We start from the raw sequence: 24,096 nt of genomic DNA on the forward strand, positions 1-24,096 counted from the left end.
CTTCATGGTCGAGAATCGTGCTCGCCCATTAGAGCGGGGCGAAGCTGTTCATCGTGGACTAAGTACGACAGGGACTTCGGCGCCGTCGCGAAGGAAGACAGGAATGTGATCCAACGGGGCGTCCGCGTGAACCTCCGTGCCCCCGAGGTGACGCGCACCTGTCCAGGGATCCACCCATGTTGCGCCGGCCGGAAGGTACACGGAGCGGCTGCGCGCACCGGGGTGGAGGATGGGCGCGACGAGCACGTCGGGGCCGAGCAAAAACGCGTCGTCGACGTCCCATGCCCTCGCATCCGCGGGAAAGTCGATGAACAGGGGCCGCATCGGCGGGATCCCGCGCTCGTGGGCCATGCGCATTTGCTTTAGGATGTACGGGCGCAGACGCTCGCGCATGCGCAGCGAGGCCTCGATATGGACGAGCGCCTCCTCACCGAAGGACCACGCCTCGTTGGGGCCACCCGTCATTTCCGGACCGAAGGGCGCGCAGGGCTGTCGGAAGCCGTGCAGCCGAAACAAGGGGCAAAAGACGCCGTACTGGAACCACCGGACCATGAGCTCGCGGTACTCGGGCGATTCGGGATCGCCGCCGTGGAAACCGCCAATGTCCGTCGTCCACCAGGGTATGCCCGAGATGGCGATGTTCAGCCCCGCGCGCACTTGGGCCTGCAGCGACACCCACGTCGAGGCGATGTCGCCGGACCACACCGCCGCCCCGTAACGCTGGCTCCCGGCCCATGCCGAGCGGCACAGAAGCACCACCTCGCCGTCGCCGTCGGCGTCGGCGTTCATGCCCTCGTGAAACGCCTGCGCATGGGCGAGCGGGTACATGTTGAAGACTTCCGCGCCGGGCCCGGCGAAGAAGCGCAGGTTGTGCGGGTGCCCGGGTTGAATCTCCGGCTCGCACCCATCGAGCCAAAAGACGCGCGCCCCCATGTCGTAGTAATTTCGTTTGACCTTGGACCAAATGAAATGGCGCGCCCGCGGGTTGGTGGGATCGTAGAAGGCCACGGGCATCTCCACGTTGAATCCCTTGTCCCGCCAGGGCGCGTGGTGGGGTACGCCCTGTTCGGTGGCCACGAGCATGCCCTCATCGAGCATGGTTCGGTAATTCTCCGACATTGGATTGACCGATGGCCAAACGGAAATCATGAGCTTGACCCCCATGCGGTCGAGCTCGGCCATCATTCGCGCGGGATCGGGCCACTCCTTCGGATCGAAGCGCCAGTCGCCCAAGTGCGTCCAATGGAAGAAGTCGGTGACGATGACCGAAAGCGGTAGCCCGCGCCGCTGGTATTCACGGGCAACGGCGAGCAGCTCCTCTTGCGAGCGGTAGCGGAGCTTCGACTGCCAGAAGCCGCTGGCCCATTCCGGCAGCATCGGCGCATGGCCGGTCGCATCGGCGTAGTGCGCGAGAATTTCCGTCGGCGTGTCCGCAGCCGTGATCCAGTAGTCCATCTGCCGCGCGCTATCGGCCACCCAGCGCGTGCCGTTTTCTGCGAGCTCCACCCGGCCGACGGCGGGCATGTTCCAGAGGAAACCGTAGCCGCGGTTGGAGAGCAAAAATGGAATCGACACCTCTCCGTTGCGCTGCACCAGATCGAGGACGAGGCCCTTTTGATCGAGCCGGCCATGCGTATGCTGCCCCAGGCCATAGAGCCGCTCGCCGGCGTAGGCGGAAAAACGCTGCTCCAGCCGATAATGGCCATTTCCTTCGGACATGAAGAGGCGCGCGCCCGGCCACCAAAAATGGGCGCGCTGCTCGGCAAGCAGCTCTTTGCCGTCGCGCGTGCGCACGAAGCGCACGCGCACGTCGCCGCCCGTATCGGTGACACTTCGCTCGACGATGGCCGTCAGCGCACCATTGACGATGCTCCCTCCCTGCTCGCCCATGGCGAAGGTGGCGGTGCTCGCCTTCGCGGGCAGGAGCGCGCCGGGGATGCCGTCCACGATGGATTGCCGGCCCACGCGCACGCGAAAGCTGTCGGGCCCCCAAGGCTCGATCCGAAGAAACTCGTGGCGAACGATCGCCTCGAGGGCAAGGCCGTCAGAACGAATGGCAATCATGGAATGAACTCCGGAAGGTCGAGTCAATCTTTGATGGCGCCGCTGGTCATCCCAGCGACGACGTAACGTTGGGCGACGACCAACAAAATGGCCGCCGGAATCGACGCCAAAACGGCCGTGGCCATGATTCCGTTCCAATCGGCGGATTGATTGCCGAGAAACCGGTAAATGCCGACCGTGATCGGCTCGAAGGTCTGGCCCGTGGTGAGCGTGATGGCAAAAAGGAAATCCGCCCAGGCAAACAAGAAAGAGAACAACCCCGCGGTGACCATCGCGTTGCGGCTCACCGGTACGATGATGGAGATGAACGTGCGCCAATGGCTGGCGCCATCGACGAGGGCTGCCTCGGACAGCTCCTTGGGAATCGCCATCATGAAGGAATGAAGGAGAAGAATGGCAAACGGTATCGTGGCCGTCGAATCGGCCAGGATGAGGGCCAAGTAGCTGTCGATGAGCCCGAGATGTCCAAACACCGTGTACAGGGAATTGGCCATCACGATGCCGGGAATCATCTGCACGATGAGCATTGCGAAGAGAACCACGGGACCACCGCGCACCTCGAGCTGCGCCAGTGCATAACTCGCCGGCATGGCCACGGCGAGCGACACGGCCACCGTCCCCAACGACACGATGATGCTGGCAACCAGGTGCCCCTGCTGCGTACCAAGTGCCGCGCGGTAGCCGTCGAGCGTGCCCGCCACCGGAAAAAGATCGGGCGAGGGCTTGAGCAGCGCGCCGCTGGGCTGCAGCGACGCGTTGAACATCCAGTACAGTGGAAAGAGCAGCACGCCGACGATGACGAGGCCGAGCGCGGTGCGTCCATAGGCCCTCATGCGGCGTCCATGGATTGCCGCGCGAGCCGGGCGTAGAGCACGCCGAAGCCCGTGGCGGCGAGGATCAAGATATTGCCCACCGCGGCCCCCTGACCAAAGGCGAAGTCGCGAAACGACAGGCCGTAGGACCAGGTGGTCAAGGTTTGCGTGGCATTGGCCGGGCCACCGCCGGTGACGACCATGATCACGTCGAACACCTTGATGGTGTACACGAGGCCGAGCATCAGCACGATGCCGGTGACCGGTCGCAAAAGCGGCCATGTGACGTGCCGAAATCGCTGCCACGCATTGGCGCCGTCCAGCGCGGCCGCCTCGTACAGCGAATCCGGAATGGCGCGCAAACCACCGTGCAAAATGACGAGGTTGAACGGAATCCCGACCCAAATATTGGTGAGGATGACCGCGGGCATGGACCACGTGGTGCTGGTCAGCCACGGTACGGGCCCGCCTGACGGATGCAACAGGTGCGACAGATGCAGCGCACGAAGCGCGGCGTTCACGATGCCGTGATCTTGATCGAGCATCCACCGCCACACCGCGCCGCTCACCACCAGGGGCAAAAGCCAGGGCAGGAGCAAGAGAGAACGCAATGTGTCGCTGCCCGGGAATCGGTCATTGAAGAACAAGGCCAGCGCCAGGCCGATGGTGAACTGAAACGCGATGGATCCAACGGTGAACGAAACGGTATTCACCACGGCTCGGACGAACATCGGATTGTGGACGACCGCGGCATAATTCGCGAATCCGACGAAGGGCGCATCGCCCGTGTAAAACGACTTCACCGTGTAATCCTGGGCACTCATGACCAGGTTGTTGAACAGCGGGTACCCGAAGAAGACGACGATGTAGAGCAGCGCCGGAAACAGGAAGGCCAAGCCCGCCGCGCGCTGCGACGTCATGAGCCGCCGGCCTGCTGCGCGCGCTGGAGCGCCTGCTCGGCCGATTGCTGGCCCGTGAGCGCGGATTGCACGGCCGTCGCCATTTCCTTGGCGAGCTTCGGATACTTCGCCCCCAGCTCCGCGGAACGCGATTTGGCGCTGGCCACCTCTTCGATGAAGGCTTTCATCGCGGGAACCTGCTCACCGAGTTTGGCGGCGACGTCCGCCTTGGCCGGAACGTAGGCGTGCGACTTGCTCCACTCCAGCATGATGGGCTCGGACAAGATGCACGAAAGCACTTTTGCCGCGGCCTGCTGCGTTTCCTTGTTGCTCAACGGGATGGCACCGACCTCGCCGCCCAGAGCGACGACCGATTTCGCCCCCGTGCGGGGTGCGGGGATGGGGGCAACACCGTAGTGCAGCGCCTTCTCACCATCGAGCCGCGCCAGGTTCCACGAGCCATTGATCATCATGGCGGCATTTCCGGCCACGAACTGATCGGCCACGTCGTTTTGGCTCCAATTCAAAACGGATTTCGATGCGCCGCCGCCGTTCACCAACTCGGTGACGTATTTCAAAGCTTCGATGGCCTGTGGCGAGTCCACCTTGGCCAGATCGGCGCCGTTGCTCCAGAAAAACGGTAGGAATTGCCACGTCCCCTCCTCCGAGGGAATGGCCGAAAAGGCCAAGCCGTATTTTCCATCTTTGCTCAATTTCGCAGCGGCCGACTTCAGCTCGTCCCATGTCGAGGGGACGGGAATGCCGGCGCCGGAAAGGACGTCCTTGTTGTAAATCAAGGCAAGTCCATTGACGCCCGGCGCCAGCCCGTAGACCACGTTCTGGTACGTGCCCGCGCTGACGATGCTCGGGTAATAACCCTCGGTGGAAATTCCGTAGTCCGCGAGCGGCGCGAGTGCACCCGTGCTGGCGATTTGTTGAAGCGTCGGATTGTCCGTAAAGAGCAGATTCGGCAGGCTCTTCGAACTCGCGCCCTGCAGAATCTTGGGCAGCATTTGAGGCGGCGGGACGGTTTGCCGCTGGATGCGCACCCCTGTTTGCTGCGCGCACGTATCCAGGATTTTCTGCCACGCGGCACTGCCCTGCGCGTCGGTGTAATAATCGAGCTCGACGATCGCGCTGGAGCCGCCTCCATCCGAGGGGGTGCTGCGCGAACAGGCCGCGCTTGCTGCGAAGATCGCAAGGGCGACGATGGACGTGCGGGCGCAGTGCGTTTCGACCATGGCCATGGCCTCCTCCTTCTCGTTCAGGGCTTGCGCGGTGCCGTGCTGTGGCGTTGGGTCAACCGCGGGGACAAGAGCCGCGTTTCCGGCGCGGATGGCGTCTTCTGTTTGAGCTGCCGAATGGTCATTTCGACGGCCATTTCACCGAGCTCCGTCGCGGGAATGGCCACCGTCGTCAGGGATACGGGTTGATTGTCGGCCATGGCATCCGGGCACACCGCAATGAGCGAGATGTCCTCCGGCACGCGGCGCCCCCGGCGATGCAATTCCGCGAGAACGGCGGGAAGCACGGCCTCGTTGTGCACGATCAATCCGGTGATCTGCGGATCCTCGGCAAAGAGCTCGTCCAAGCAAGCGCGCGTGGCGTCGTACCCCGGCGCGCACGGGTGGGACGTGGCGCGCACGCCCCGGGCACCCGCGGCATCGGTGAAGCCGCGCAGAAAACGGCCCGCGAAGCTGGTGCCGCGCTTGTAGACCGCCGGTGAGGGGCCCACCAAGGCGATGGATCGATGCCCCAGATCGGCGAGGTGCCCGACGCAGCAAGCGCCCGCCGCGGTGAAGTCCAAATCGACGCAGGTGAGCCCCATCGGCGTGATCGAATCGGGCGCGCCGATGAGCACCACCGGTCGCTCCAAGGCACGCAGAACGGGCACCCTCGGATCCGCCGCCTCCACGTCCATGACGATGAGCGCATCGGCAATGGCCGACGAGGTGACGCGCCGCAGGCCTTGGGGCCCCTCGTCCTTGGTCAACAAGAGCAAGTCGTGATCGTGGGCACGCGCGGCCGTCACCACGGACGATACGAATTGCATCATGACGGCCATGTTGAGGTCTGCCCGGAGCGGCACGACCAAGGCAAGCACTTTGGTGCGGCTGCTGGCCAGGGCGCGGGCGCCGGCATGCGGGTGGTAGCCGAGCTTGCGGACGCTCTGCTCGACTTGCCTGCGCGTCTCCTCCGAGATCGATCTCTTGCCACTGAGCACGTACGAGACGGTGCTGGGCGCGACACCGGCCGCCCTGGCCACGTCCACGATCGTTACCGCCGGCGTATCTCGATTATCGAATCGCATCGACTGAAATGACGATACGGGACGGCCCACGGGAAGACAAGAACAGATCGCGCTGCAAACGTATCGCACCTAATTTCGTGCCGCATAGCGTCGTTAATCAACTTCTACTTGACCCTCCTGCGCGCGCCTCGCATGACTAGGGCCAAATTCATTAATCGAAACGATTCGACTGGAGGCAATCGATGTTTCGAAAGTTGGGCACGCGGTGTTCCGGTGTGATCCTGCTCGCGGCGGTCTTCCTGCCGGTCGCACAAGGCTGTTCCGATGAACCGTTCCGCGATCCGCGCGTTCCGATGGACGCGCGCGTCGAGGACCTGATCAGCCGGTTGACGTTGGACGAGAAGATTTCGCTGCTCCATCAATACCAACCGGCCATTCCACGGTTGGGCATTGCCCTCTTCAAGACGGGCACGGAGGCCCTGCACGGCGTCGCCTGGTCGAACGATTATGCGAACAAGGGTGCCGTCGTGTATGCGAAGGGCACGGTGTTTCCCCAGGCCATCGGCCTGGCAAGTACGTGGGATCTCGATTTGATGAAGCAAGTCGGCCATGCCGTCGGCCGCGAAGCGCGTGGATTCCATGCCATGAATCCGACCGTTTGGGGCCTGAACGTGTGGGCGCCCGTCGTCAACCTGCTACGCGATCCGCGTTGGGGCCGCAACGAAGAAGGGTACTCCGAAGATCCCTACCTCACGGGGCAAATGGCCATTGCGTACGGGCGAGGTATTCAGGGGGACGATCCCAATTATTTGCAGGCCGCCCCCACGCTGAAGCACTACCTTGCCTACAACAACGAGATCGACCGCACGACCAGCAATGCCTCGGTGCGGCCGAGGATCCTGCACGAGTACGATCAGCAGGCCTTCGAGATTCCGCTTCGAGCGGGCGCCGCGAACGCGGTCATGCCTGCCTACAACCTGGTCAATGGCAGGCCGAACACGGTCAGCCCCGAGCTGGAAAAGCTCGTTCGATCATGGTCCCAGCAGGAGATTGCCATCGTCAGCGACGCCGGTGCCCCCACGAACCTGGTGAGCTCCGAGGCGTATTACGCAACGCGGCCGGAGGCCTATGCCGCGGCCATCAAGGCGGGACTCGACAGCTTCACGGACAACGATACGGATGGCTCCATCGTCACCGGCGCGATCGCGTCGGCGCTCGAGCAAAAGCTGCTGAGCGAGGCGGATATCGACAAGGCCGTGCGGCATTTGCTTTCCCTGCGCTTTCGCCTCGGTGAGTTCGACTCGCGAAGCCCGTACGGGAACATCACGCCGGCGGTCATCGATTCGCCCGAACATCGGGCGCTGGCACGCAAAGCGGCGGACGAACAAGTGGTACTCCTGCGCAACGAGGGGAATGCGCTGCCCTTGAACGATGCGCAAAACCAGAAGATGGCCGTCGTTGGGCCGCTGGCCAATGTTCTGTACCAAGATTGGTACGGCGGCACGATGCCCTATGGGATCACGCCGCTCCAGGGCATCACCGAGCGGCTCGGATCCAAAGGCGCGGTGGTCTCGAGCGAGGGCGTCGACCGGATTGCGTTGAAGAACGTGGCCACGGGAAAATACCTCACCGCGGCCACGGATGCAGCCGGAGGAAAGCTGCGCGAGGGTGGCAGCGTCGCCGGTGCGAACGAAGGGCTGGACGTTTTCGATTGGGGTGCGGGCATCTGCACCCTGCGCACGGTGGCCAATGGTCAGTACCTGTCGCTCGGCGATGGGAAGACGCTGGTCAACAATGCGCGGCAGCCGAATGGCTGGTTCGTCCAGCAGCAATTCAAGTTGCAGGCGCAACCCGATGGCAATTACATCCTCGAGTACGCAGGCAACGATGCTCGGCAGTCGTGGTTCGGGCCCAACAAATATGCCGTCGTCGGCGCCGACGGTACGCTGAGCATCGCGTCGCCAACCCCCCAGGGGGCCACCAAGTTCGCGCGGGAGGTCGTTCGCAACGGTGTGGAGGAGGCCGTGGCCGCGGCCACCGGGGCCGACACGGCGGTCGTCGTGGTGGGGAGCATGCCATTCATCAATGGGCGCGAGGACAATGATCGCACCAGCACCGCCCTGGCGCCGGCACAGGCGGCGCTGATCGAGGCCGTGCATGCGGCCAACCCGCACACCATCGTCGTGGTGGAAAACAGCTACCCCACGACGGGATGGAATGCGCAGAAGGCACCAGGCATCGTGTGGACCACGCACGCGGGGCAGGAAACGGGGCACGCGCTTGCTGACGTGTTGTTCGGCGACACGGATCCGAGCGGGCGCCTGACGCAAACGTGGTACGCGTCCGACGCGGAGCTGCCGAGCATTCTCGATTACGACATTTCGAAAACGGGGATGACGTACCAGTATTACAAGGGCACACCGCTCTACGCCTTTGGCTACGGGCGCAGTTATACGAGCTTCGGCTATGGCCGGGCGCGGGTCGATCGCGATGGGGTCCTCGCGAACGACGAGGTGCACGTGACCATCGACGTCACCAACACCGGCGCACGGCCAGGCGTGGACATCGTCCAATTGTACTCGCGTCCGCGTGCATCACGTGTCGCCCAGCCGCAGCAGCGTTTGCGCACCTTCCAGCGCGTGCAGCTCGCACCCGGTGAGACGAAATCGGTGACGCTCTCGCTGTCCGTGCGCGATCTCGCCTTCTGGGACGTGAGCCGGAGCAAGGCCGTCGTCGAGTCGGGGGATTACGATCTGCTCGTGGGCGCGTCGGCCACGGATATCCGCTCCACCGTCTCGATCGCGGTCCAAGGCGAGTCCATCCCGCCCCGCAATTTGGGCGCGCCGACCCTGGCCGAAAACTTCGACGACGAGCGGGCCGTCACCCTGGTCGATTGGAGCAAGGCGAGCGGCACCTCCGTCTCCGCCTCCGCGGGAAGTTGGCTCGCCTACCATCGTGCGCGGCTTTCGCCGGTTGCACACAGCTTTACCGCTTCGGTGGCCAAGCCCACCGCCGGAGATGCGCACATCACGGTGCGGCTCGACGATCCGGTGAGCGGCCGGGTGCTGACCACCGTCACGGTGCCAAGCACTGGGGACAAATACCGCTACACGGACGTCTCGGCCGCGAGCACCAGTGGTGTCGACGGCACCCACGACGTGTACCTGGTCTTCGACGGCGCGGTCCTATTGCATTCGTTCCAATTGAATTGACCGTCGGTCAAAGAGGAGGGAAGCCATGAAAAAGCTGGTTCAATGTACGATCTTGTCGTTGGCCTTTGCGGCGGCGGTGGTGCCCACCGTCACCACCGCGCATGCCGCCAGTTGGTCTTCGTCGGACAAATGGGCAGCCTGGTCCAACGGTGGATACACCGTTCGAAATGACGTATGGGGCAGCGGCGCAGGGCCGCAGACCATATGGGCCAATTCGTACAGCAATTGGGGCGTATGGGCGGATCATCCCAACACGGGCGGGGTGAAGGCCTACCCGCACTCGGCCAAGAACATCGGCAAGAGGCTCAGCGCGATCGGCTCGCTGAGCAGCAGCTTCAACGTGACGGTGCCCGGCGGAGGAGCGTACGCGTCGACGTACGACATTTGGGCCAACAACAACGCATACGAGATCATGCTCTGGATGAATTGGAACGGCGCCGTCGGCCCCATCGGGTCCAAGCAAGCGACGGTGACGGTCGGCGGGCACACGTGGGACGTCTACCGGGGCTCGAACGGCTCCAACGAGGTTTTTTCATTCCTCCGGCACGGCGACGTCAACTCGGGAACGGTGGACGTCGATGCGGTGCTGAATTGGATTCGCAATAGAGGCTGGTTCGGGGACGTGACCGTCGGCGAGGTACAATTCGGTTTCGAAATTACCTCGTCGAGCGGCGGGATGGATTTCCGCTCGAACAGCTACTCCGTCACGTCGTCATGATGTGATGGCGTGCTTCAGCGGCGCGCCGGCGAGGAATCGTGCGACCTCCTCGCCGGCGATGCGGGCCGCCGTATGCGCCGTTTCGCGGCTCGCGCCGGCGATGTGCGGGGTCATGACCAAATTGGGGGCCGCGAGAAGTCGGTCGCCGGGGGCGATCGGCTCGGGGTCGAACACGTCCAATCCGGCGCCGAAGAGGTGGCCGCTTTCCAATGCATCGCAGAGCGCGCCTTGGTCCAGAAGGCTGCCACGCGCGCAATTGATGACGATGGCTCCGCGCGGCATGCGGGCGATGGCGCGCGCGTCGATGATATGGTGCGTTTCGGCGCTGGCACGCGCGTGCAGCGAGATGACGTTCGCGGTCGAGAGCAATTCGTCCAATCCGACCGGCGACACGTGTGCGGGAAGGGTCCGCGGGTCGACGTAGGGATCGAATACGCTGACCTTGGCGCCGAAGCCCGCGACGATGGAGGCGACGCGGCTTCCAATCTGCCCATATCCCACGAGGCCGACGTGGGCGGCGCCGAGCTCGCGGCCGCATTTTCCGAATTCGTAAAGGTCGCCCCGCCAGGTCGCCGTGTGCAATTCGGCATTGGCCTCGGGGATCCGGCGCATCACGGCCATCATCAATGCGACGGCGTGCTCCGCGGTCGCGGCGGCGTTGCGGCCGGGTGCATTGCTGATGACGACACCGGCTTTTCGCGCGGCCGCGAGGTTCGCGTTGGTGACACCACCGCGGGCGATCACGGCGAATTTGAGCGAGGAAGCGCGTATGACGCGCTCGGTGAGCGGGGCATGATTGGCCACCATGATGTCTGCGCCTTCGAGCGCGGCCATCAGCGCTTCCTCGGTTCCCGATCCTTCGGCCACCTCGGCCACGGGACCGAACGGAACCGCCGGCCACGGCGTCCGGTAATGACGAAAACGCAAACCATCGGCATTCGACACCGCCGCGCGAATGCCTTGTTCGAAAATCTCCGGAAGGATGAAATGATCGCCTGCGGCGAGGATCGTCGTCATGGTACCTCAGATGGCTTGATTGAGACTCAGGAGCGCCGTGTCGTTGCCGCGAATGTCGATTTCGCTGATCGCGGCGTTGCGCAGTGCCGGGAAGGTTCGGCGGTAATGGCGAAGGGGCAATCCGAGTAGCTCGCACAACGCCAGGCGAAGCGCCGTGTTGTGCGATACGACCAACGTGGGCCCGGCGGTCGCGGCGGCGATCTCGCGCAGCGCGGCGACCATGCGGTGTGCCACCGCGTGCGGCTCCTCGCCATCTGGCCACGGGCGCGCGGCGGGATCGCGCCGGAAGGCCTCGGCCGCCTCCGGTTGCTCGCGTTCCATTTCCGCCAAGGTCCGGCCCTCGGCGATGCCGAATTGGCATTCGACGAGGCGCGCATCCGTGACCGCGAGCACCCCCGTTGCCCGAGCAACGGAATCCGCGGTGGCCACCGCCCGCGCCAACGGCGAGCAGCGAAGGGCGGAAAGACCGGCCGCCCGCGCCCACGCCGCCAGTCGCTCCGCTTGGGCGCGGCCCGTCTCGTCGAGGGGAATGTCGCTGCTCCCGGCATACCGGTTTTCGGCGTGCCAAATCGTCTGCCCGTGCCGCGCGAGGTAAAGCCGGCTCATTCCGCCCTCCTCCGCGCATGCGCGATCAGTACGGGGCTCACCCAGCCGCGTCGCTCGATGGCGTCGAGGAAGGTGCCGTAGGTGCGGAGCAGCGCGCGATGCCGCTGGGACGCCGGGGAGTTGACCACGCCTTCGTCCACCGCCCGGGATGACGAGCCGGCGGCCAGCATGGCCATGCCGACCGCGGGCTCGGCGTGCCGGGGCCGGTGGACCGGACGGCCCAGGACGTCGGCGCGCAATTGTGTCCAGTAGTCGCTGCGCGCCCCGCCACCGGTGAAGCTGATACGGCCATCGGTGCGAGCCCCAAGCAAGGCGAGATGGTCGAAGCAAAGTCGCTCGACGAAGGCGAGGCCCAGCGCCATCGCCGCATAGGCCTCCACGTCGTCCGCCGGCTCGCCCGTCGAAAACGATTCCGCGTCCGGTGCGACGAACGGAAATCGTTCGCCCCTTCCGGCCAACGGATACGTGAAAAACGTCGGATCCGGCCGCATCGCCGCCGCATTCCCAAGCGCCGCCAAATCGGCATTGGGAAGCCGCGCCGACAAGATGCCCGCACCGCTGCTCGAGGCGCCGCCGGGCAGCCACAATCCATTTGGCCCGCGGTGCGAGTACATGGCACCACCCGGATCGCGAATCAGTGTCTCCGATACACCTTTGAGCGCGAGGGTCGTGCCGAGAACACAATTCCAACTTCCAGGGATCAGCGCGCCGGCTCCGATCTGCGCGGCGCAGCTATCCGTCATGCCGGCCACCACGCGCACGCCGGCGCGCAACCCGAGAAGTGTCGCCACGCGGGCGCCCAATCGTCCGAGCGGCTTTCCCGGTTCCACCAGCGGCGGGAGCATGCGGCTCGGCAGCTCCAAAGTCTCGAGGAGGGGCAGTGGCCATCGAACATTCACCAAGTCGCAACCGGTCTTCAGCGCGGTGCTGCAGTCGGTGGCCACGCGCCCTCCCACGAGGGCTTCGTTGATGAAGTCGGTCTGGTGGAGCAATCGCGCTTGGTCGAAGTCCGCGGCCGGGCCATGGTGTCGTAGCCAAAGCCATTTGGGCAGTGCCCAAGCCGGCTGCATGCGGCCATAGCCATTCGCGAGCCATGCCTCGGCGCCCGCGCGATTGACCACGTCCGCTTCGGCGGTCGCGCGAACGTCGTCGTACATCAGGGCCGGTGTCATGGGCGCGCCGTCGGCGTTGGCCAGTAGGATCGTCCCCGAGGTGCCATCGACGGCCACGGCTTCGATCCGAGAAGCATCGAGGTCTGCGCGCGCCGCATGGACGGCGGCCACCACGGCGGTCCACCATGCCTTGGGATCCTGCTCGTGACGGCCGTCGGTTCGCACACTTTCGAGCGGCGCCGTGCCCTCGCCCACGATGACGCCGTCGTCCGTCAGGACGATGGCCCGTACGCTCTGTGTGCCCAGATCGATTCCCAGAGTGCTCATGCTTCGATACCTGCTGCGCGGCGGAGCTCACGAAAGTGCCGCAGGACATCCGTGTAGAACGTCGTATTTCTCGTGTCGGGTGAAAATCGCATTTCGATGGTTCCCAATCGCGCAGCTTCTTCTCGGAGGCTCCGCCCGTGCAATACGACGTTGGCGGCGACCAGCGCTCCACGCGCGCCAATCTCGCGGGCTTCGGCGCGGAGCACGTCGACGCCGGTCACGTCGGCCACGATTTGGCACCAGGCGTCGCTGCGCGCGCCGCCGCCGCACACCCGTATTTCGTTTGGCATGGCGGGCGCCGCCTCGAAACAGTCGCGCACGACGAAGGCGAGCGCTTCGAGCGTCGCGCGCGCGAGATCGCGACGATCGTGCCGAAAACTCAGGCCGAACAGGCTCCCTCGGGCGCGGGGGTCGAAGAACGGCGCGCGCTCGCCGGCGGGTGACATGTACGGAAGGAACACGAGCCCGTTCGCACCGGGCGGCGCTTCCAGCGCGAGAATATCGAGCTCCGCGGCCGAGGGAATGCCCATGATGCCGCTCATCCAATCCATGACTTCACAGCCCACGAGCGAAGGAAACGCGCGCAGCGTTTTGCCAAAGACGTCGATGTTGATGCCGATCCCCTGCCGTGCCACGTCCGGCCGATCGAGCATGATCTGCGAGCACACCGTGGTGCCGAGGATCGCCGAAGCCTGCCCGTGCGCCACCGCACCTGTGCCCAGGGCCATGCACGCAATGTCGTACGGCGCGAGCACCACCGGCAGCCCGGGGCGAAGCGCGAGGTGCTCCGCGGCTTCGTCGCGCAGCGTTCCCGCGCGATCCGAATCGGCCAAGATGGGCGGCCGCAGGCGATGCGCCGATTCGATGCCGAACAGCGCGAACATGTTCTCGGCGACGGCGCCGGTTCGAATGTCGAGAAAGGGCAGCGAGGCGTCGGAGCGATCCATGCCGAGGCGGCCGGTCATGCGCAGAAAGGCGAAGCCCGTACAGGAAAGCGCGGCATGGGCGCGCTCGAGGCGCTCGGGCTCGTGGGCGGCGAGCCAGGCCAGGATGGCGTTCGGCGCGCCGGCGAAGGTGCGGCTGCCGTTGAGCGCGAAGCCCTCGGCAATGCGTCCCTCGCCCGTCCAGCGCTCGACGATGCTCGCGGCGCGCGCGTCGTTCCAGAGGATGGCATTTCCGACGGGGGTGCCCTGCGCATCGACGAGCCACACGCCGTCGCCCTGCCCGGTGAGCGTGATGGCATCGATGGAGTCCGCAATGCCTGCGCAGGCCTTTCGAACGGCAACGGCGATGGCCTCCCAGAGCGCGGCCATGTTCTGCTCCGAGTGGCCTGGCACGGGGCGCAGGACCGCGCTGGGCTCCCGCGATGTCGCGCGCTCGGTGCCGTCGTCGTCGAACACGACGGCCTTGATGACTGTGGTCCCGATGTCGATGCCGAGTATCGTCATGGTTCGGCCGTGCGCAAGGTCATCGTCAATGCGGCGCTGATGAGATGCAGCGCTGCGAAAACCCATATAACCACTTTGGCACCGAAAGGCCCCATGAACAGGGCCACCACGGCGGGGCCGAGCCAAACGCTGACACCGGCTCCCAAGTTGAGCAGGGACATGGCAGCGCCGCGCCGATCGGGCGCAAGCCACGGCGTGAGCGCGGTAAGAGGAACGTAGCCTGCGAGGGTGGCGCCGTAGAGCCCGGCCACGAGCATGACCGGCCCTGTCTGCGCGGGCCCGGCATGAACCGGCGCATAATACATCAGCAAGGTGGTGATGGCCGTGCCGACGCCGCCGAACCAGGCCACGGTGTTGCGCCAGCCAAAGCGGTCGCCGATGAGCCCGAAGGCGAGGTTGCAAAAGATGTTGCTCGTGAACATGACGGTGACGATGCGCAGCCAAACGGACAATTCGAAGTGCAGCGTTTCGGTGAAGAAGACCGGCATGAAGACGAGAAAGCCCCATTGCGACGCGGTGTTGATGGCGCGCACGATGGCCGCATTGACGACCTTGGGGTGCGAATACGCGAGCGTCAGGCTGGTGAGCAAGGTGGCAATCGGGCTTTCCTCGTGCACGTGCGGGCCCGGGCCTCCCTCCGGCGTACGCGCCAATCCTAGGAGCGCAATGATGCCGCCCAAGAGGACGATGGCGAGGGCAAGCCAGAGCGTGGGCAATTGGCCCATGGCGGGGATGGCGAAGCTCGCGACCATGGCGCCGAGGGTCGGCAAGCCGCCGGTGAAGGCGAACCAAAACCAGCCTGCGGCGCTGCTCAATCGCTCGCGCGGGGCCACGCGGGTGACCCAGACGAGAAAGCCATAGGCGAAGAGCGGATAGCCGAATCCGCGGATGCCGTAAAACAGCATCATGAAGGAGTAATTGTCAGGGTGGACGCCGAGCCCGAGAAATCCAATTTGCGCGAGCACCCAAATGGCCAGGCCATACATGATGACGCGCCGCGGCCCGATGAGATCGGACAGCGCACCGGAAAACCAGGCGGCCACGGAGGCGGTGAGGCCATAGACCGTGAAGAGGAAGGCCACGGATTCCATGCTTCGCCCGCGGCCGACGAGGTACGCGGAGAGGTATCCGGACTCGACACCGTCTCCAATCATGAAGAGCAGGAGTCCGATGTATCCGACGAAGAGCACCCGTGGGATGCCAATGCGATCGAGCCAGGAGGTGGCCTCTTGGCGATCCTCGCCATCCCGAAATGAAATCGGACCATTGTCGGCCTGGAACTGCGTCATGATCCTGCGTCCCTTTCAGGTGCGGCCGCAAGCGGCCTTGGGCTGCCCGGGTGGTCGCCCGAAAAGGCGACGGCGTGGGTACAGTTTGCAATTTTTTTTGTCGATCGAAAGAAATTTCATTCGGTCGATGAAAATAATTTCTTTCATCAAATGAAAATACTTACAGTACCCTGCATGGCGTGAGCAAAGACGATTTCGCCTTGGAAGCGCGCGCGGCGTGGCTCTACTACAAGGGTGGCCTGACGCAGGGGGAGGTCGCGGAGAAGCTGGGCGTGAGCTCCGTGAGGGTGCACCGACTCATTGCACGGGCCGCCACGGCGGGCATCGTGAAGATCACTGTGCAAGGCTCGATCACGGAGTGCGTGGCGCTGGAGGAGGAGATCAAACGCCTCTATGGCGTGCCCGATTGCCGCGTCGTGCCGGAACTTCCCGACGCGGCCGATCCCTTTCGCGCCATTGGCGCCGAGGCCGCGGAGATGCTCTCCACGGCCATCGAAAGCGGGGTGCATGCCATCATCGGGCTGGGGCATGGTCGTTCGATTGCGAGCGCCATCGATCAGCTTCCGCAGCTCACACCGGGCGGGCGTCTTTCCATCGTGTCGCTGCTGGGCGGGGTGCCGCATCAACGCCGCGCGTCCACGTTCGACGTGATTTATCGCCTTGCAGGCAAGACAGGCGCCGAAGCGTGGGTCATGCCCGTGCCACTCTTTGCCGACACGTCCTCGGCGGCCCACACCATCGCCGCGCAGCGCAGCATCGCCGAAACCTTGCGACTGGGCGCCGAGAGCAGCTTGTCACTGGTCGGCATCGGCGAGGTGACCGGCACGGCCTCGCTCATCGCCGCACACGCCATCGAGGAAGACGACGCCCGCACCCTGCGCTCGGCCGGCGCCGTCGGCGAAATCCTGGGCCACTACTACGACGCCGAAGGCCACCCCGTGGAGGGCCCCATCGCCAAACGCGTGATCGCGGTAGCTCCAAAATCGTTGAGCCGAGGCCTCGTCGCCATGGCCAGCGGCGCCCAAAAGGTCGCCGCCATCGCATCGATTCTAGCAACGGGTCATTTGAAGGGATTAATTACCGACGAACCGACGGCAACCGCGTTGGTGGCATTTGCCAATCGGGTAAAGCCGGCCAAACGAAAGAGTGCTTCGACCAGGGGATCGTGACATTCGAAAAAGCGCACCGTGTGCTTGGGGGAACGGAGTGCTCTGTATAATCACCGGTAAAAATCGCAGTGCATCTGAAAATGCCGAGCCGCGGCCTCGTCGCCATGGCACAAAAAGTCGCCGCGATCGCATCGATTCTAGGAGCGATTTTGCTTGACGCGATTCTTATCGCATCTCGGAGGGATACCGCACTTCGATCCTGAAATTCCTCGGCAGGACCGCCTGTGGGCGCACCCGTCCGCGTTCGAGCGCGGCGAGGTGTTCTCGGGGGCGGGCGTCCGTTGGTGCGATGAAGGGCCGATGCGAGAGGCGAAAATTCGGGTGGTAAGGTTGGCACCATGAAGCTCGCGGATTTATCGAATGATGACTTGCTCACGGGGATTCATGCACTCGTCGGACAAGAGTGCATTCTCGAGCATCTGACCGAGGACAATCACGAGGACCTGCTGCGGCAAGCATCGGGCAAGACCAAGTTCCAGGTACTCGAGCTTCTCGCGGCGCACTTTCCACGGAAGGATGCACCTTCGTCGATCCATGAGCTTCCGGAAACCAAGGTGCCACCGCCCTCGACGGACACCATGCCGTCGAAGCCAGCCCCTGTCGAACCACTCGCGCCAGCGCGGTACAAGGTGCAGTTCACCGCCTCCGCGGAGTTGTTCGAGAAGATCGAACTGGTTACGAACTTGATGCGGCATGCGAATCCGAGCGGCGATCTCTCGATCATCGTGGAGCGCGCCATCGACTTGCTCCTTGCCCAACTCGAAAAGCGTAAGCTCGGCAGAACGCCACGGCCGATCGTCCCGCGAAAAATCACGCGTCCGGGATACGTGACGAGGGCCGTGCGCCGCGAAGTGTTCCAGCGCGACGGTTTGCAATGCACATTCATCGACGAAACCGGCAGACGATGCGAAACACGGACGTTTCTCGAGCTGGACCATGGCACGCCACGGGCCCACGGAGGCTCCGATGACGCGAGCAATCTTAGGACCCGATGCCGAAGCCATAACGGGCTCTCGGCGGAGCGCGCCCCAACGCGCCGCGCCCTCGCCACATTGGCGGATCGATGGGGCCCGGCACCGCCCCCGCTGGAAAGTGTGCTTCGCGAGGCGCTCTCGATTTTGACCTAATCGTCGACGAATCTCTCTTCCGAAAACATCGCACGCCAGCCACTAGTTCCGTGCGCTCGAGCATTCGGTGCGGCAGCACATCAATCCACCTTCGCGTCCTTGGTGTCTTGGCGGTTTCCCTCTTCTGTTCGAGGATCGAGCTCGCTGGTTTACGAGTCGGAGAATCAAATCCCCATGGGGCCGGGCTCGTGCTTCAAGGTGACCTCTTCGCCCACGGGTGGCAGTGACAATGGGCGGAGGGCGCCTTCGTGCCAGATGATGAAGGCGAGGGACGGATCGTCCAAGGGGCGATCGAAGGTGACGGAAAAGCGCGTGGGGCGGCCGTCGGTGTCCTCGAGGATAAGCACGGCCCATGGGCCGAGTGGCAGCCTATCGCCTGCGAGCAGGGGATGATCCGGTGGGCGCACCACGAACTCCAAAGCGTTGTCGAGCAAGGTGCCGCCCAAGATGGAGATCTCGAGTGTTCGTGCGTCGATGCGCTTTAGGCGATGATCGCGCGGGGACATGGTCAATAGATGGGTAGTGCGCGGCAGCGGCTTTGGGCGCGCGATGACCAGGTTGGGCAAGAGGTACATGCCCACCAGGGGATCGGCTAGGCCGATGCCCACGACGCTCACGCCCTCGCGTGCCGGGAGCTCGGCGCCCACGGCCGCGGTTCGCGCGGCGTGCGATGAAGTGGCAAGTTGCTGCGCGCCGAACGCGAAGAGCACCGGTGCGAGGACGACGTGCAACAGCCCGAACACCGCCACGCCCGCCCGCGCCGGCAGCCCCGCCCCCGCACGAAGCAGCACGACGGAAAGCACCGAGACGATTCCCAGGTTCGGCAAGAACAAGATGCGATCGCCCGGTATTCCCGCGGCACCAGGAAGCACCGCGAGAACGGCGCCCGTGAGCAGCCAGGCCAGCGTGCGGCGCACCTCGGGCTCGAGGGCTCGCACCGCGCGACGAAGCAAGAGCGCGAGCGCCATCGCGGCAACCGCGCCAAGGAGTGCCAGCACGGGCGTGGCCTGCGGTGCGAGGCCGCTGATCTCCGAAGGGACGCCCACGAGCGCGGCCTCGGCAAATACGGCCAGCCTCGTCGGGAGATGCGTCAGGTATTCCCAGGGGTGCCCTGCTGGATCGAAGTACGCGCCGGAGCCCTTCGCGCCAAAGCCCAAACCTTTGTACAAAGCCACATAGCCCGCGAGGAGCGCGCCCCACGGCGCCAGCGCACGCATCCGGTCCCCAAAGGTCACGCGCCGGCCCATGAACTCGTATGCCGCTACGTACGCAAATGCCCCCAGCGCCGTCTCGCCCGCGGCAAGCCCGAGCGCCGCGCACGCAATCGCAGCCAACGTGCGCCCGCGGAGGTGCAGTGCCACCGCGGCCATGGCCAACACGCCGGAAATCGCCACGTGACGCGCCGATGGCCATGCGGCCAGCATCCAGTGGGCCGGGGCCATCGCAAAAAGGATGGCCGCCAACGCAGCCTCTCGTTCAGGCAGGAGCCGGCGCAGCAGCGTGCCGGCAGCCAACACCGCGACCACGTACCAGGCCATCGAGTGAAGGTGATACGAAAGTGGGTTTCGTCCTGCGATCGCATGATCGAGCGCAAACAGCGCGCTGCTGAGCGGCCGAAAGAACGAAAGCCGCAATCCGTCGAAGGTCCACCAAGGCAGCCCCGCATTTTCGACCAGCAGATGCCGCTGCCCGGCCTCGCCCGTTGCAAACGTGTACAGGTAAAACGGGCCCGGCACGGGCGCCGGGGCGGTGCCGTCGAGGCGCAACACCATGACCTGGTCGTCGCAATAGAAGTCGGCAAAGAGCGCAGGCAACGACAGAACGATCGCCAAGAATGCGGCTATCCAAAGTGCACGCGGAAAGCGAAGCATGCATGACAGATAGAGCCAAATTACCTCACGGGAAAGCGCCTTTTGAACGCAATCTCAGTCCGCCGGCGGCCGATGCCCCTGACGGCGAATCAGCGAAACCCTAGAAACGAATCAATCGCACGTGCCGCGGATCCATCGCCGTGGACGGATTGACACCGAAGAAGTCGGTGAAGGCATGATCGAGATGGGCCAAGTCGTAATAACCGACTTCGTGCGCCACCTCGGTGAGGGAGCGGCCCTGCGTCCACAATGCAACACCACGCCACAAGGCCACCCAGCGCATGAAGTAGCTCAACGTGCTGCCCGTTTGCTCCTTGAACAAATGCCCCAAGCGCGACGTCGACAAATGCAGCCGGCGCGCGACGCTGGCCGGGGTAGCCTCTTCGCGCGGAAGGTCGTTGATCAATTGCATCGCCTTTTCGACGCGCGGATCCAATCCCTGCTCCTCCGGGGCCTTTCCGGAAATGGCCATGACCAGCTCGCGGATGAGCGCCTTTACTTCGGCGCCGCCCAAGTTCCCGGCAAAGCCGCGCGCAAGCGTAGGAACCAGCGGCGCGAACCGCCCGAAGTCGAGCGCCACCACGTCCTCGCCGCCCAGCGCGGGCTGCACGGCGGCGTATTCGCCCGAATGAATGGGGAAGTCGATGGCCACGAGGCCCTCGGCCGCCAGCCGTTTGCGCGCCACCTTCGGTGCAATCAACGCGGCCTGCGTGGAAAGGGCGACCCCTTCCCCCACTTCGAGAAGCATTGGCGCCTTGTAGGCCAGAAGCAACGTGGCGGCCGGACGCCGGTACGGCGCGTGGCTGCGATCCAGAACGAGGCTCTCGGCCAGCAGCACGAAGCGCTGCGCTCCCACATAGACGATGAAACGCAGCGGCGGACTCGGGTCGTACGCTTTCATGGAAGAACAGCGGTCTCGTACAATCGCTTCGCGCAGGAAAAACCTAGATTCAATCGCGGCCACCCAAGCACGATGGAGGGAAATGCCGTGAAGACGACCCAACTCTGTACTGCGCTCATGACCATGCTGCTCGCCTCTCTCACGTCTCTCGCGATGACCGAGCGGCACGCCGCCGCAGCCACGCCCCCCAGCCAAGATGCATTCTACACCGCGCCCGCCGCGATGCCGTCGGTACCGTCAGGGACCATCCTCGCATCGCGGCCGGTCACCCTGGCGCTGCCGCTGGCCGTCAAAGCGTGGCAGTTGAAATATGCCACCACCGATGAACATGACCGTCCAGTCGTCGCCATCGCGACATTGGTCGTCCCCATTTTGCCGTACCTCGGCACGCGCCCGCTCTTGTCGTACAACGTGGCCATCGATTCGCTGTCGATCGATTGCAATCCCTCCTATGTGATGCAGGGCGGCGTCGTCACGCCGTCCACCTCGGCCAATTTCGGCACCGCGTTGGAAATGGCCAATGTGGTCCTGGCGCTGAAAACCGGCTGGGCCGTCGTGGTGCCCGATCACGAGGGCCTGGCCATGAACTTCACCGTCGGTCCCATGAGCGGCCACGCGGTGCTCGATGGCATTCGCGCCGCCCGAAGCTACACGGAGGCCCATCTCCATGACGCGCCTCTGACGATGTGGGGCTATTCGGGCGGTGCGCAAGCCACCATGTGGGCCGCCGAGCTGGCGCCCTCCTATGCGCCCGAGCTGCGCTTCAAAGGCATCGCCGCCGGCGGGGTTCCCGTCGATTTGGTGAGCATTCTCCGTTATGTCGGGGGCACGTACATGTCGGGCATTGCCGCGGGCGGCGTCATGGGCCAGGCCGATGCCTACCCCGAGTACAATGCGCACCGCTTCCTCAATGCTGCGGGCCGGAAGCTGCGCGCCGACGTGCGCAAGCAGTGCATCGGCGATCTGCTTACGAATTACGCGTTCAAGAACCTATCGGACTATTCGATCGTGCCCGATCTGGCCGGCGAGCCCGATGTTCAGGCGATTGCGGCCAACAGCCGCTTGGGCGGGCGAAAGCCTGCGGGGCCGCTCTACATTTACCACGGCTATTGGGACCAAGCGATTCCGTACCGCGACGTGGAGGGACTCGTCGATGGGTATTGCCAGCGAGGTGTACCCGTCACCTTCAACGTCGATCAATTGAATCACGTGACGGATCATTTTGCGTACGCCGCCCTCGGCATTCCCGGTGCGTTCGCCTACCTGCAGGCCGCAGTCGCAGGCTTCGTGGCGCCAAGCACCTGCCGCTAAATACGCCGGAGCCACTCGGCCAGGGTCCTTCCAATCAGGTGGGGATTGTCCTCCTGCAGGTAGTGAATGCCCTGGCCCACGGGCACCACCTCCAAGTTGGGCAGGTTGTCTTTGCACCAAGCCACGAGCGGCGGCTGCATGAGGGCGCCCGGCTCCGCGGTGAAAAGCAGCTTCGGCAGCTTGGACCGACGAAGCGCATCGCGCGAACGGCTCACGATGTCCACGATTTCGGGCGGCTCGCCCGCGATGGGGATCTGGCGCGGCCAGGCCAGGGTGGGCTTGCGCGATGCGCGGTCGGGAAATGGCGCGCGGTAATGATCCATTTCCACCGCGGTGAGTTTTCGCACGATGGCGCCGGGAAGGAGGTGCTCGATGAAGAAATTCTCGTCGAGCACCATGGCCTCGCCCACGCCGGGGGTGCGCATCTTCTGGAAGATATCGCGCACGGCCTCGGGGAATTGCTCCCAGCTCGGAACAGGGGCCAAAATCGGCTCCATGAAGGCAATGCCACGCACGCGCGACTCGTGGCGCATGGCCCAATCGAAGCCAAGCGCCGAACCCCAGTCGTGGATCACCAGGGTGATGCGCTCCAGACCGAGCTTCTCGATGAAGCCCTCCAGGTAGCGCGCATGATCGGCAAATTGGTAGCCGATGTCCGGCTTGTCCGAGCGGCCCATGCCGATGAGATCCGGCGCGATGGCCCGCCCCAGACCGCGGACATGCGGAATGATGTTGCGCCAGAGATACGACGAGGCGGGGTTGCCGTGCAGAAAGAGCACGGGATCCCCCTGCCCTTCATCGACATAGGCCATACGCGAGCCGTGCACGTCGATGTAACGATGTTGAAAGGGGAAGTCGGAAGAAATCGATTCATGGGTCATGAGGGTGGCTCCTTGTATTGGTGAATCATCGTTCGAAGCGTCACGACGAAGTCGCGTTTGCTCATCGGATCGGGATCGCTCCGGTAATAGGCAGTGAGTCGATGCATTTCGGAGAGGGTCGAAAGGTGCGCCTGCAAGCCGGGTAGGTTCCTCCCCTCCTCTGGACGAACCTCGAGGTCGTCGCGCTTGACGCGGCCGAGGGTGATGGCCCGGTCGAGCCGGCGGTGGCACGCGCACGGGGCCTTGGCGTCGAAAACGCCGCACGTCCGCGAGAGAAACTCGACGAGCGCGGTGCGCGCCCGACTGAGTCGCTTGCGAAACGCCGCCGCCTCGATTTCGAGCACCTCGGCGGCCTCGTCCGAGGAAAAACCCAGGATTTCGCCCAGGATGAAGGCGATCCGATGGTCGCCATCGAGGCATTGCAGCATCGCGCGGCTGCACACCACCTTGAGCTGCCGGTGCAGGAGCTCGTCCTCGGGCCGCGGCACGGCCTCATCATCGCGGCCTTGGGCCAGATCGTTGGCGAACGCATCGAAGGTGCGCTGCGCGGCCGCGGTGCGCTCTTCGCGGAAGTCGAGAATGCGCCGCACGGCGATGCGCCACGCCCACGTCGAAAATTTCGCCTCACCGCGGTATTGCGCGAGGCGCGTGATGATACGGATGAGGGCCTCCTGGGTGGCATCCTCCGCGTCCACCCGATCGAGGAGCATCCGCACGGCCACGCCGTAAATGGGCTTTTGCAGCGTGCGAACGATCTTCTCGACCGCGCGCCGATCGCCATCGACGGCGAGGGCGATGAGCTCGCTCGTAATCTCGGAAAACGTGTCGCTCGTGGTCATCGTCGTATTGGACCGCCCCCGACGAGAAGCTGTGACCGAAAATCGTATCCCGCGGATCGACCGAACGGTTTGCGCCAGATCCCCACCGGGTTTGGGCTGGTCTCCAATGGGTGCCTGTGATGCGTCGGATCTCACCGTGAGAATCATTCGATCATGCAGTGCGTGACGTAATTCGCATTACGAAATCTCGATTTTTCCCATTGCCCGAGACGATATTTGGACTATCTCACGGGCATCCAATT

Annotated in this window: 19 protein-coding genes; 5 read left to right on the forward strand and 14 right to left on the reverse strand. The window is 64.4% G+C overall.

The window, feature by feature from the left end; translation table 11 throughout:
- Nucleotides 1–48: 48 nt before the first annotated feature.
- The 5 genes from LZC95_32875 to LZC95_32895 are packed head-to-tail and all read right to left on the reverse strand — an operon-like array spanning nt 49 to nt 6,086.
- Complete coding sequence (locus tag LZC95_32875; GenBank protein WXA91237.1) at nt 49–2,064, reverse strand: hypothetical protein; 2,016 nt, start codon at nt 2,062–2,064, stop codon at nt 49–51.
- A gap of 23 nt (nt 2,065–2,087) precedes the next feature.
- On the reverse strand, nt 2,088–2,897 hold the full coding sequence (locus tag LZC95_32880) for a carbohydrate ABC transporter permease (GenBank protein WXA91238.1): 810 nt from the start codon (nt 2,895–2,897) through the stop codon (nt 2,088–2,090).
- Entirely contained in the window at nt 2,894–3,796 is a 903-nt protein-coding gene (locus LZC95_32885; GenBank protein ID WXA91239.1) for a sugar ABC transporter permease, read from the reverse strand. Before LZC95_32885 ends, LZC95_32880 begins: the two co-directional genes overlap by 4 nt.
- A complete protein-coding gene (locus LZC95_32890; protein WXA91240.1) occupies nt 3,793–5,022 on the reverse strand; it encodes an extracellular solute-binding protein in 1,230 nt (409 codons plus the stop codon). The genes LZC95_32885 and LZC95_32890 overlap by 4 nt, the downstream gene beginning before the upstream one ends.
- Nucleotides 5,023–5,039: 17 nt before the next feature.
- Nucleotides 5,040–6,086, reverse strand: a complete 1,047-nt coding sequence (locus tag LZC95_32895; GenBank protein WXA91241.1) for a LacI family transcriptional regulator — start codon at nt 6,084–6,086, stop codon at nt 5,040–5,042.
- A 182-nt stretch (nt 6,087–6,268) separates the two neighbouring features.
- On the opposite strand from LZC95_32895, the gene LZC95_32900 reads away from it, so the two are divergent.
- Nucleotides 6,269–9,238 (forward strand): glycoside hydrolase family 3 C-terminal domain-containing protein, encoded by a 2,970-nt coding sequence (locus LZC95_32900; protein WXA91242.1) that lies wholly within the window; start codon nt 6,269–6,271, stop codon nt 9,236–9,238.
- A 25-nt stretch (nt 9,239–9,263) separates the two neighbouring features.
- A complete protein-coding gene (locus LZC95_32905; GenBank protein WXA91243.1) occupies nt 9,264–9,956 on the forward strand; it encodes a hypothetical protein in 693 nt (230 codons plus the stop codon).
- On the opposite strand, the gene LZC95_32910 is transcribed toward LZC95_32905, so the two are convergent.
- Genes LZC95_32910 through LZC95_32930 form a run of 5 tightly spaced genes read right to left on the reverse strand, consistent with a single transcriptional unit; the run spans nt 9,951 to nt 15,755 of the window.
- Nucleotides 9,951–10,973, reverse strand: coding sequence for a hypothetical protein (locus LZC95_32910; GenBank protein ID WXA91244.1), 1,023 nt, complete (start codon nt 10,971–10,973; stop codon nt 9,951–9,953). The genes LZC95_32905 and LZC95_32910 overlap by 6 nt on opposite strands.
- A gap of 6 nt (nt 10,974–10,979) precedes the next feature.
- Nucleotides 10,980–11,579 carry a histidine phosphatase family protein gene (locus tag LZC95_32915; protein ID WXA91245.1) on the reverse strand — a complete coding sequence of 200 codons (600 nt, stop codon included), beginning with the start codon at nt 11,577–11,579 and terminating at the stop codon, nt 10,980–10,982.
- A complete protein-coding gene (locus tag LZC95_32920) occupies nt 11,576–13,018 on the reverse strand; it encodes a hypothetical protein (GenBank protein WXA91246.1) in 1,443 nt (480 codons plus the stop codon). Before LZC95_32920 ends, LZC95_32915 begins: the two co-directional genes overlap by 4 nt.
- Nucleotides 13,015–14,466, reverse strand: a complete 1,452-nt coding sequence (locus LZC95_32925) for a carbohydrate kinase (protein WXA91247.1) — start codon at nt 14,464–14,466, stop codon at nt 13,015–13,017. Before LZC95_32925 ends, LZC95_32920 begins: the two co-directional genes overlap by 4 nt.
- Nucleotides 14,463–15,755: an MFS transporter gene (locus LZC95_32930; GenBank protein ID WXA91248.1), complete on the reverse strand. Its 1,293-nt coding sequence runs from the start codon at nt 15,753–15,755 to the stop codon at nt 14,463–14,465. The genes LZC95_32925 and LZC95_32930 overlap by 4 nt, the downstream gene beginning before the upstream one ends.
- A gap of 179 nt (nt 15,756–15,934) precedes the next feature.
- Between LZC95_32930 and LZC95_32935 the strand changes: the two genes are divergently transcribed.
- Nucleotides 15,935–16,924, forward strand: coding sequence for a hypothetical protein (locus tag LZC95_32935; protein ID WXA91249.1), 990 nt, complete (start codon nt 15,935–15,937; stop codon nt 16,922–16,924).
- Between the two features lie 338 nt (nt 16,925–17,262).
- Nucleotides 17,263–18,051, forward strand: coding sequence for an HNH endonuclease (locus LZC95_32940; GenBank protein WXA91250.1), 789 nt, complete (start codon nt 17,263–17,265; stop codon nt 18,049–18,051).
- A 164-nt stretch (nt 18,052–18,215) separates the two neighbouring features.
- Here the strand turns inward: LZC95_32940 and LZC95_32945 are convergent, their stop codons facing one another.
- Both LZC95_32945 and LZC95_32950 read right to left on the reverse strand, forming a co-directional pair.
- Complete coding sequence (locus LZC95_32945) at nt 18,216–19,922, reverse strand: hypothetical protein (GenBank protein WXA91251.1); 1,707 nt, start codon at nt 19,920–19,922, stop codon at nt 18,216–18,218.
- Between the two features lie 100 nt (nt 19,923–20,022).
- Complete coding sequence (locus tag LZC95_32950) at nt 20,023–20,823, reverse strand: AraC family transcriptional regulator (protein ID WXA91252.1); 801 nt, start codon at nt 20,821–20,823, stop codon at nt 20,023–20,025.
- 87 nt (nt 20,824–20,910) lie between these two features.
- On the opposite strand from LZC95_32950, the gene LZC95_32955 reads away from it, so the two are divergent.
- Nucleotides 20,911–22,134, forward strand: coding sequence for a lipase family protein (locus tag LZC95_32955; protein WXA91253.1), 1,224 nt, complete (start codon nt 20,911–20,913; stop codon nt 22,132–22,134).
- Here LZC95_32955 and LZC95_32960 read toward each other — a convergent pair.
- The gene (locus LZC95_32960; protein ID WXA91254.1) at nt 22,131–23,015 is read right to left on the reverse strand and encodes a haloalkane dehalogenase; all 885 of its coding nucleotides are present in this window, start codon (nt 23,013–23,015) and stop codon (nt 22,131–22,133) included. The genes LZC95_32955 and LZC95_32960 overlap by 4 nt on opposite strands.
- A complete protein-coding gene (locus tag LZC95_32965; GenBank protein ID WXA91255.1) occupies nt 23,012–23,854 on the reverse strand; it encodes an RNA polymerase sigma factor in 843 nt (280 codons plus the stop codon). Before LZC95_32965 ends, LZC95_32960 begins: the two co-directional genes overlap by 4 nt.
- Nucleotides 23,855–24,096: the final 242 nt, after the last annotated feature.

The organism is Sorangiineae bacterium MSr12523, from assembly GCA_037157775.1.
GTDB classification, from domain to species: Bacteria; Myxococcota_A; Polyangia; order Polyangiales; family Polyangiaceae; genus Pendulispora; species Pendulispora brunnea.

Bases quoted from the DNA above. Each gene is read 5' to 3' on its own strand.
- LZC95_32910 (WXA91244.1), bottom strand. From the start codon at position 10,973: ATGACGACGATCCTCGCCGCAGGCGATCATTTCATCCTTCCGGAGATT.
- LZC95_32945 (WXA91251.1), bottom strand. From the start codon at position 19,922: ATGCTTCGCTTTCCGCGTGCACTTTGGATAGCCGCATTCTTGGCGATC.
- LZC95_32965 (WXA91255.1), bottom strand. From the start codon at position 23,854: ATGACCACGAGCGACACGTTTTCCGAGATTACGAGCGAGCTCATCGCC.
- LZC95_32950 (WXA91252.1), bottom strand. From the start codon at position 20,823: ATGAAAGCGTACGACCCGAGTCCGCCGCTGCGTTTCATCGTCTATGTG.
- LZC95_32920 (WXA91246.1), bottom strand. From the start codon at position 13,018: ATGAGCACTCTGGGAATCGATCTGGGCACACAGAGCGTACGGGCCATC.
- LZC95_32895 (WXA91241.1), bottom strand. From the start codon at position 6,086: ATGCGATTCGATAATCGAGATACGCCGGCGGTAACGATCGTGGACGTG.
- LZC95_32875 (WXA91237.1), bottom strand. From the start codon at position 2,064: ATGATTGCCATTCGTTCTGACGGCCTTGCCCTCGAGGCGATCGTTCGC.
- LZC95_32880 (WXA91238.1), bottom strand. From the start codon at position 2,897: ATGAGGGCCTATGGACGCACCGCGCTCGGCCTCGTCATCGTCGGCGTG.
- LZC95_32890 (WXA91240.1), bottom strand. From the start codon at position 5,022: ATGGCCATGGTCGAAACGCACTGCGCCCGCACGTCCATCGTCGCCCTT.
- LZC95_32930 (WXA91248.1), bottom strand. From the start codon at position 15,755: ATGACGCAGTTCCAGGCCGACAATGGTCCGATTTCATTTCGGGATGGC.
- LZC95_32900 (WXA91242.1), top strand. From the start codon at position 6,269: ATGTTTCGAAAGTTGGGCACGCGGTGTTCCGGTGTGATCCTGCTCGCG.
- LZC95_32915 (WXA91245.1), bottom strand. From the start codon at position 11,579: ATGAGCCGGCTTTACCTCGCGCGGCACGGGCAGACGATTTGGCACGCC.
- LZC95_32905 (WXA91243.1), top strand. From the start codon at position 9,264: ATGAAAAAGCTGGTTCAATGTACGATCTTGTCGTTGGCCTTTGCGGCG.
- LZC95_32960 (WXA91254.1), bottom strand. From the start codon at position 23,015: ATGACCCATGAATCGATTTCTTCCGACTTCCCCTTTCAACATCGTTAC.
- LZC95_32940 (WXA91250.1), top strand. From the start codon at position 17,263: ATGAAGCTCGCGGATTTATCGAATGATGACTTGCTCACGGGGATTCAT.
- LZC95_32925 (WXA91247.1), bottom strand. From the start codon at position 14,466: ATGACGATACTCGGCATCGACATCGGGACCACAGTCATCAAGGCCGTC.
- LZC95_32885 (WXA91239.1), bottom strand. From the start codon at position 3,796: ATGACGTCGCAGCGCGCGGCGGGCTTGGCCTTCCTGTTTCCGGCGCTG.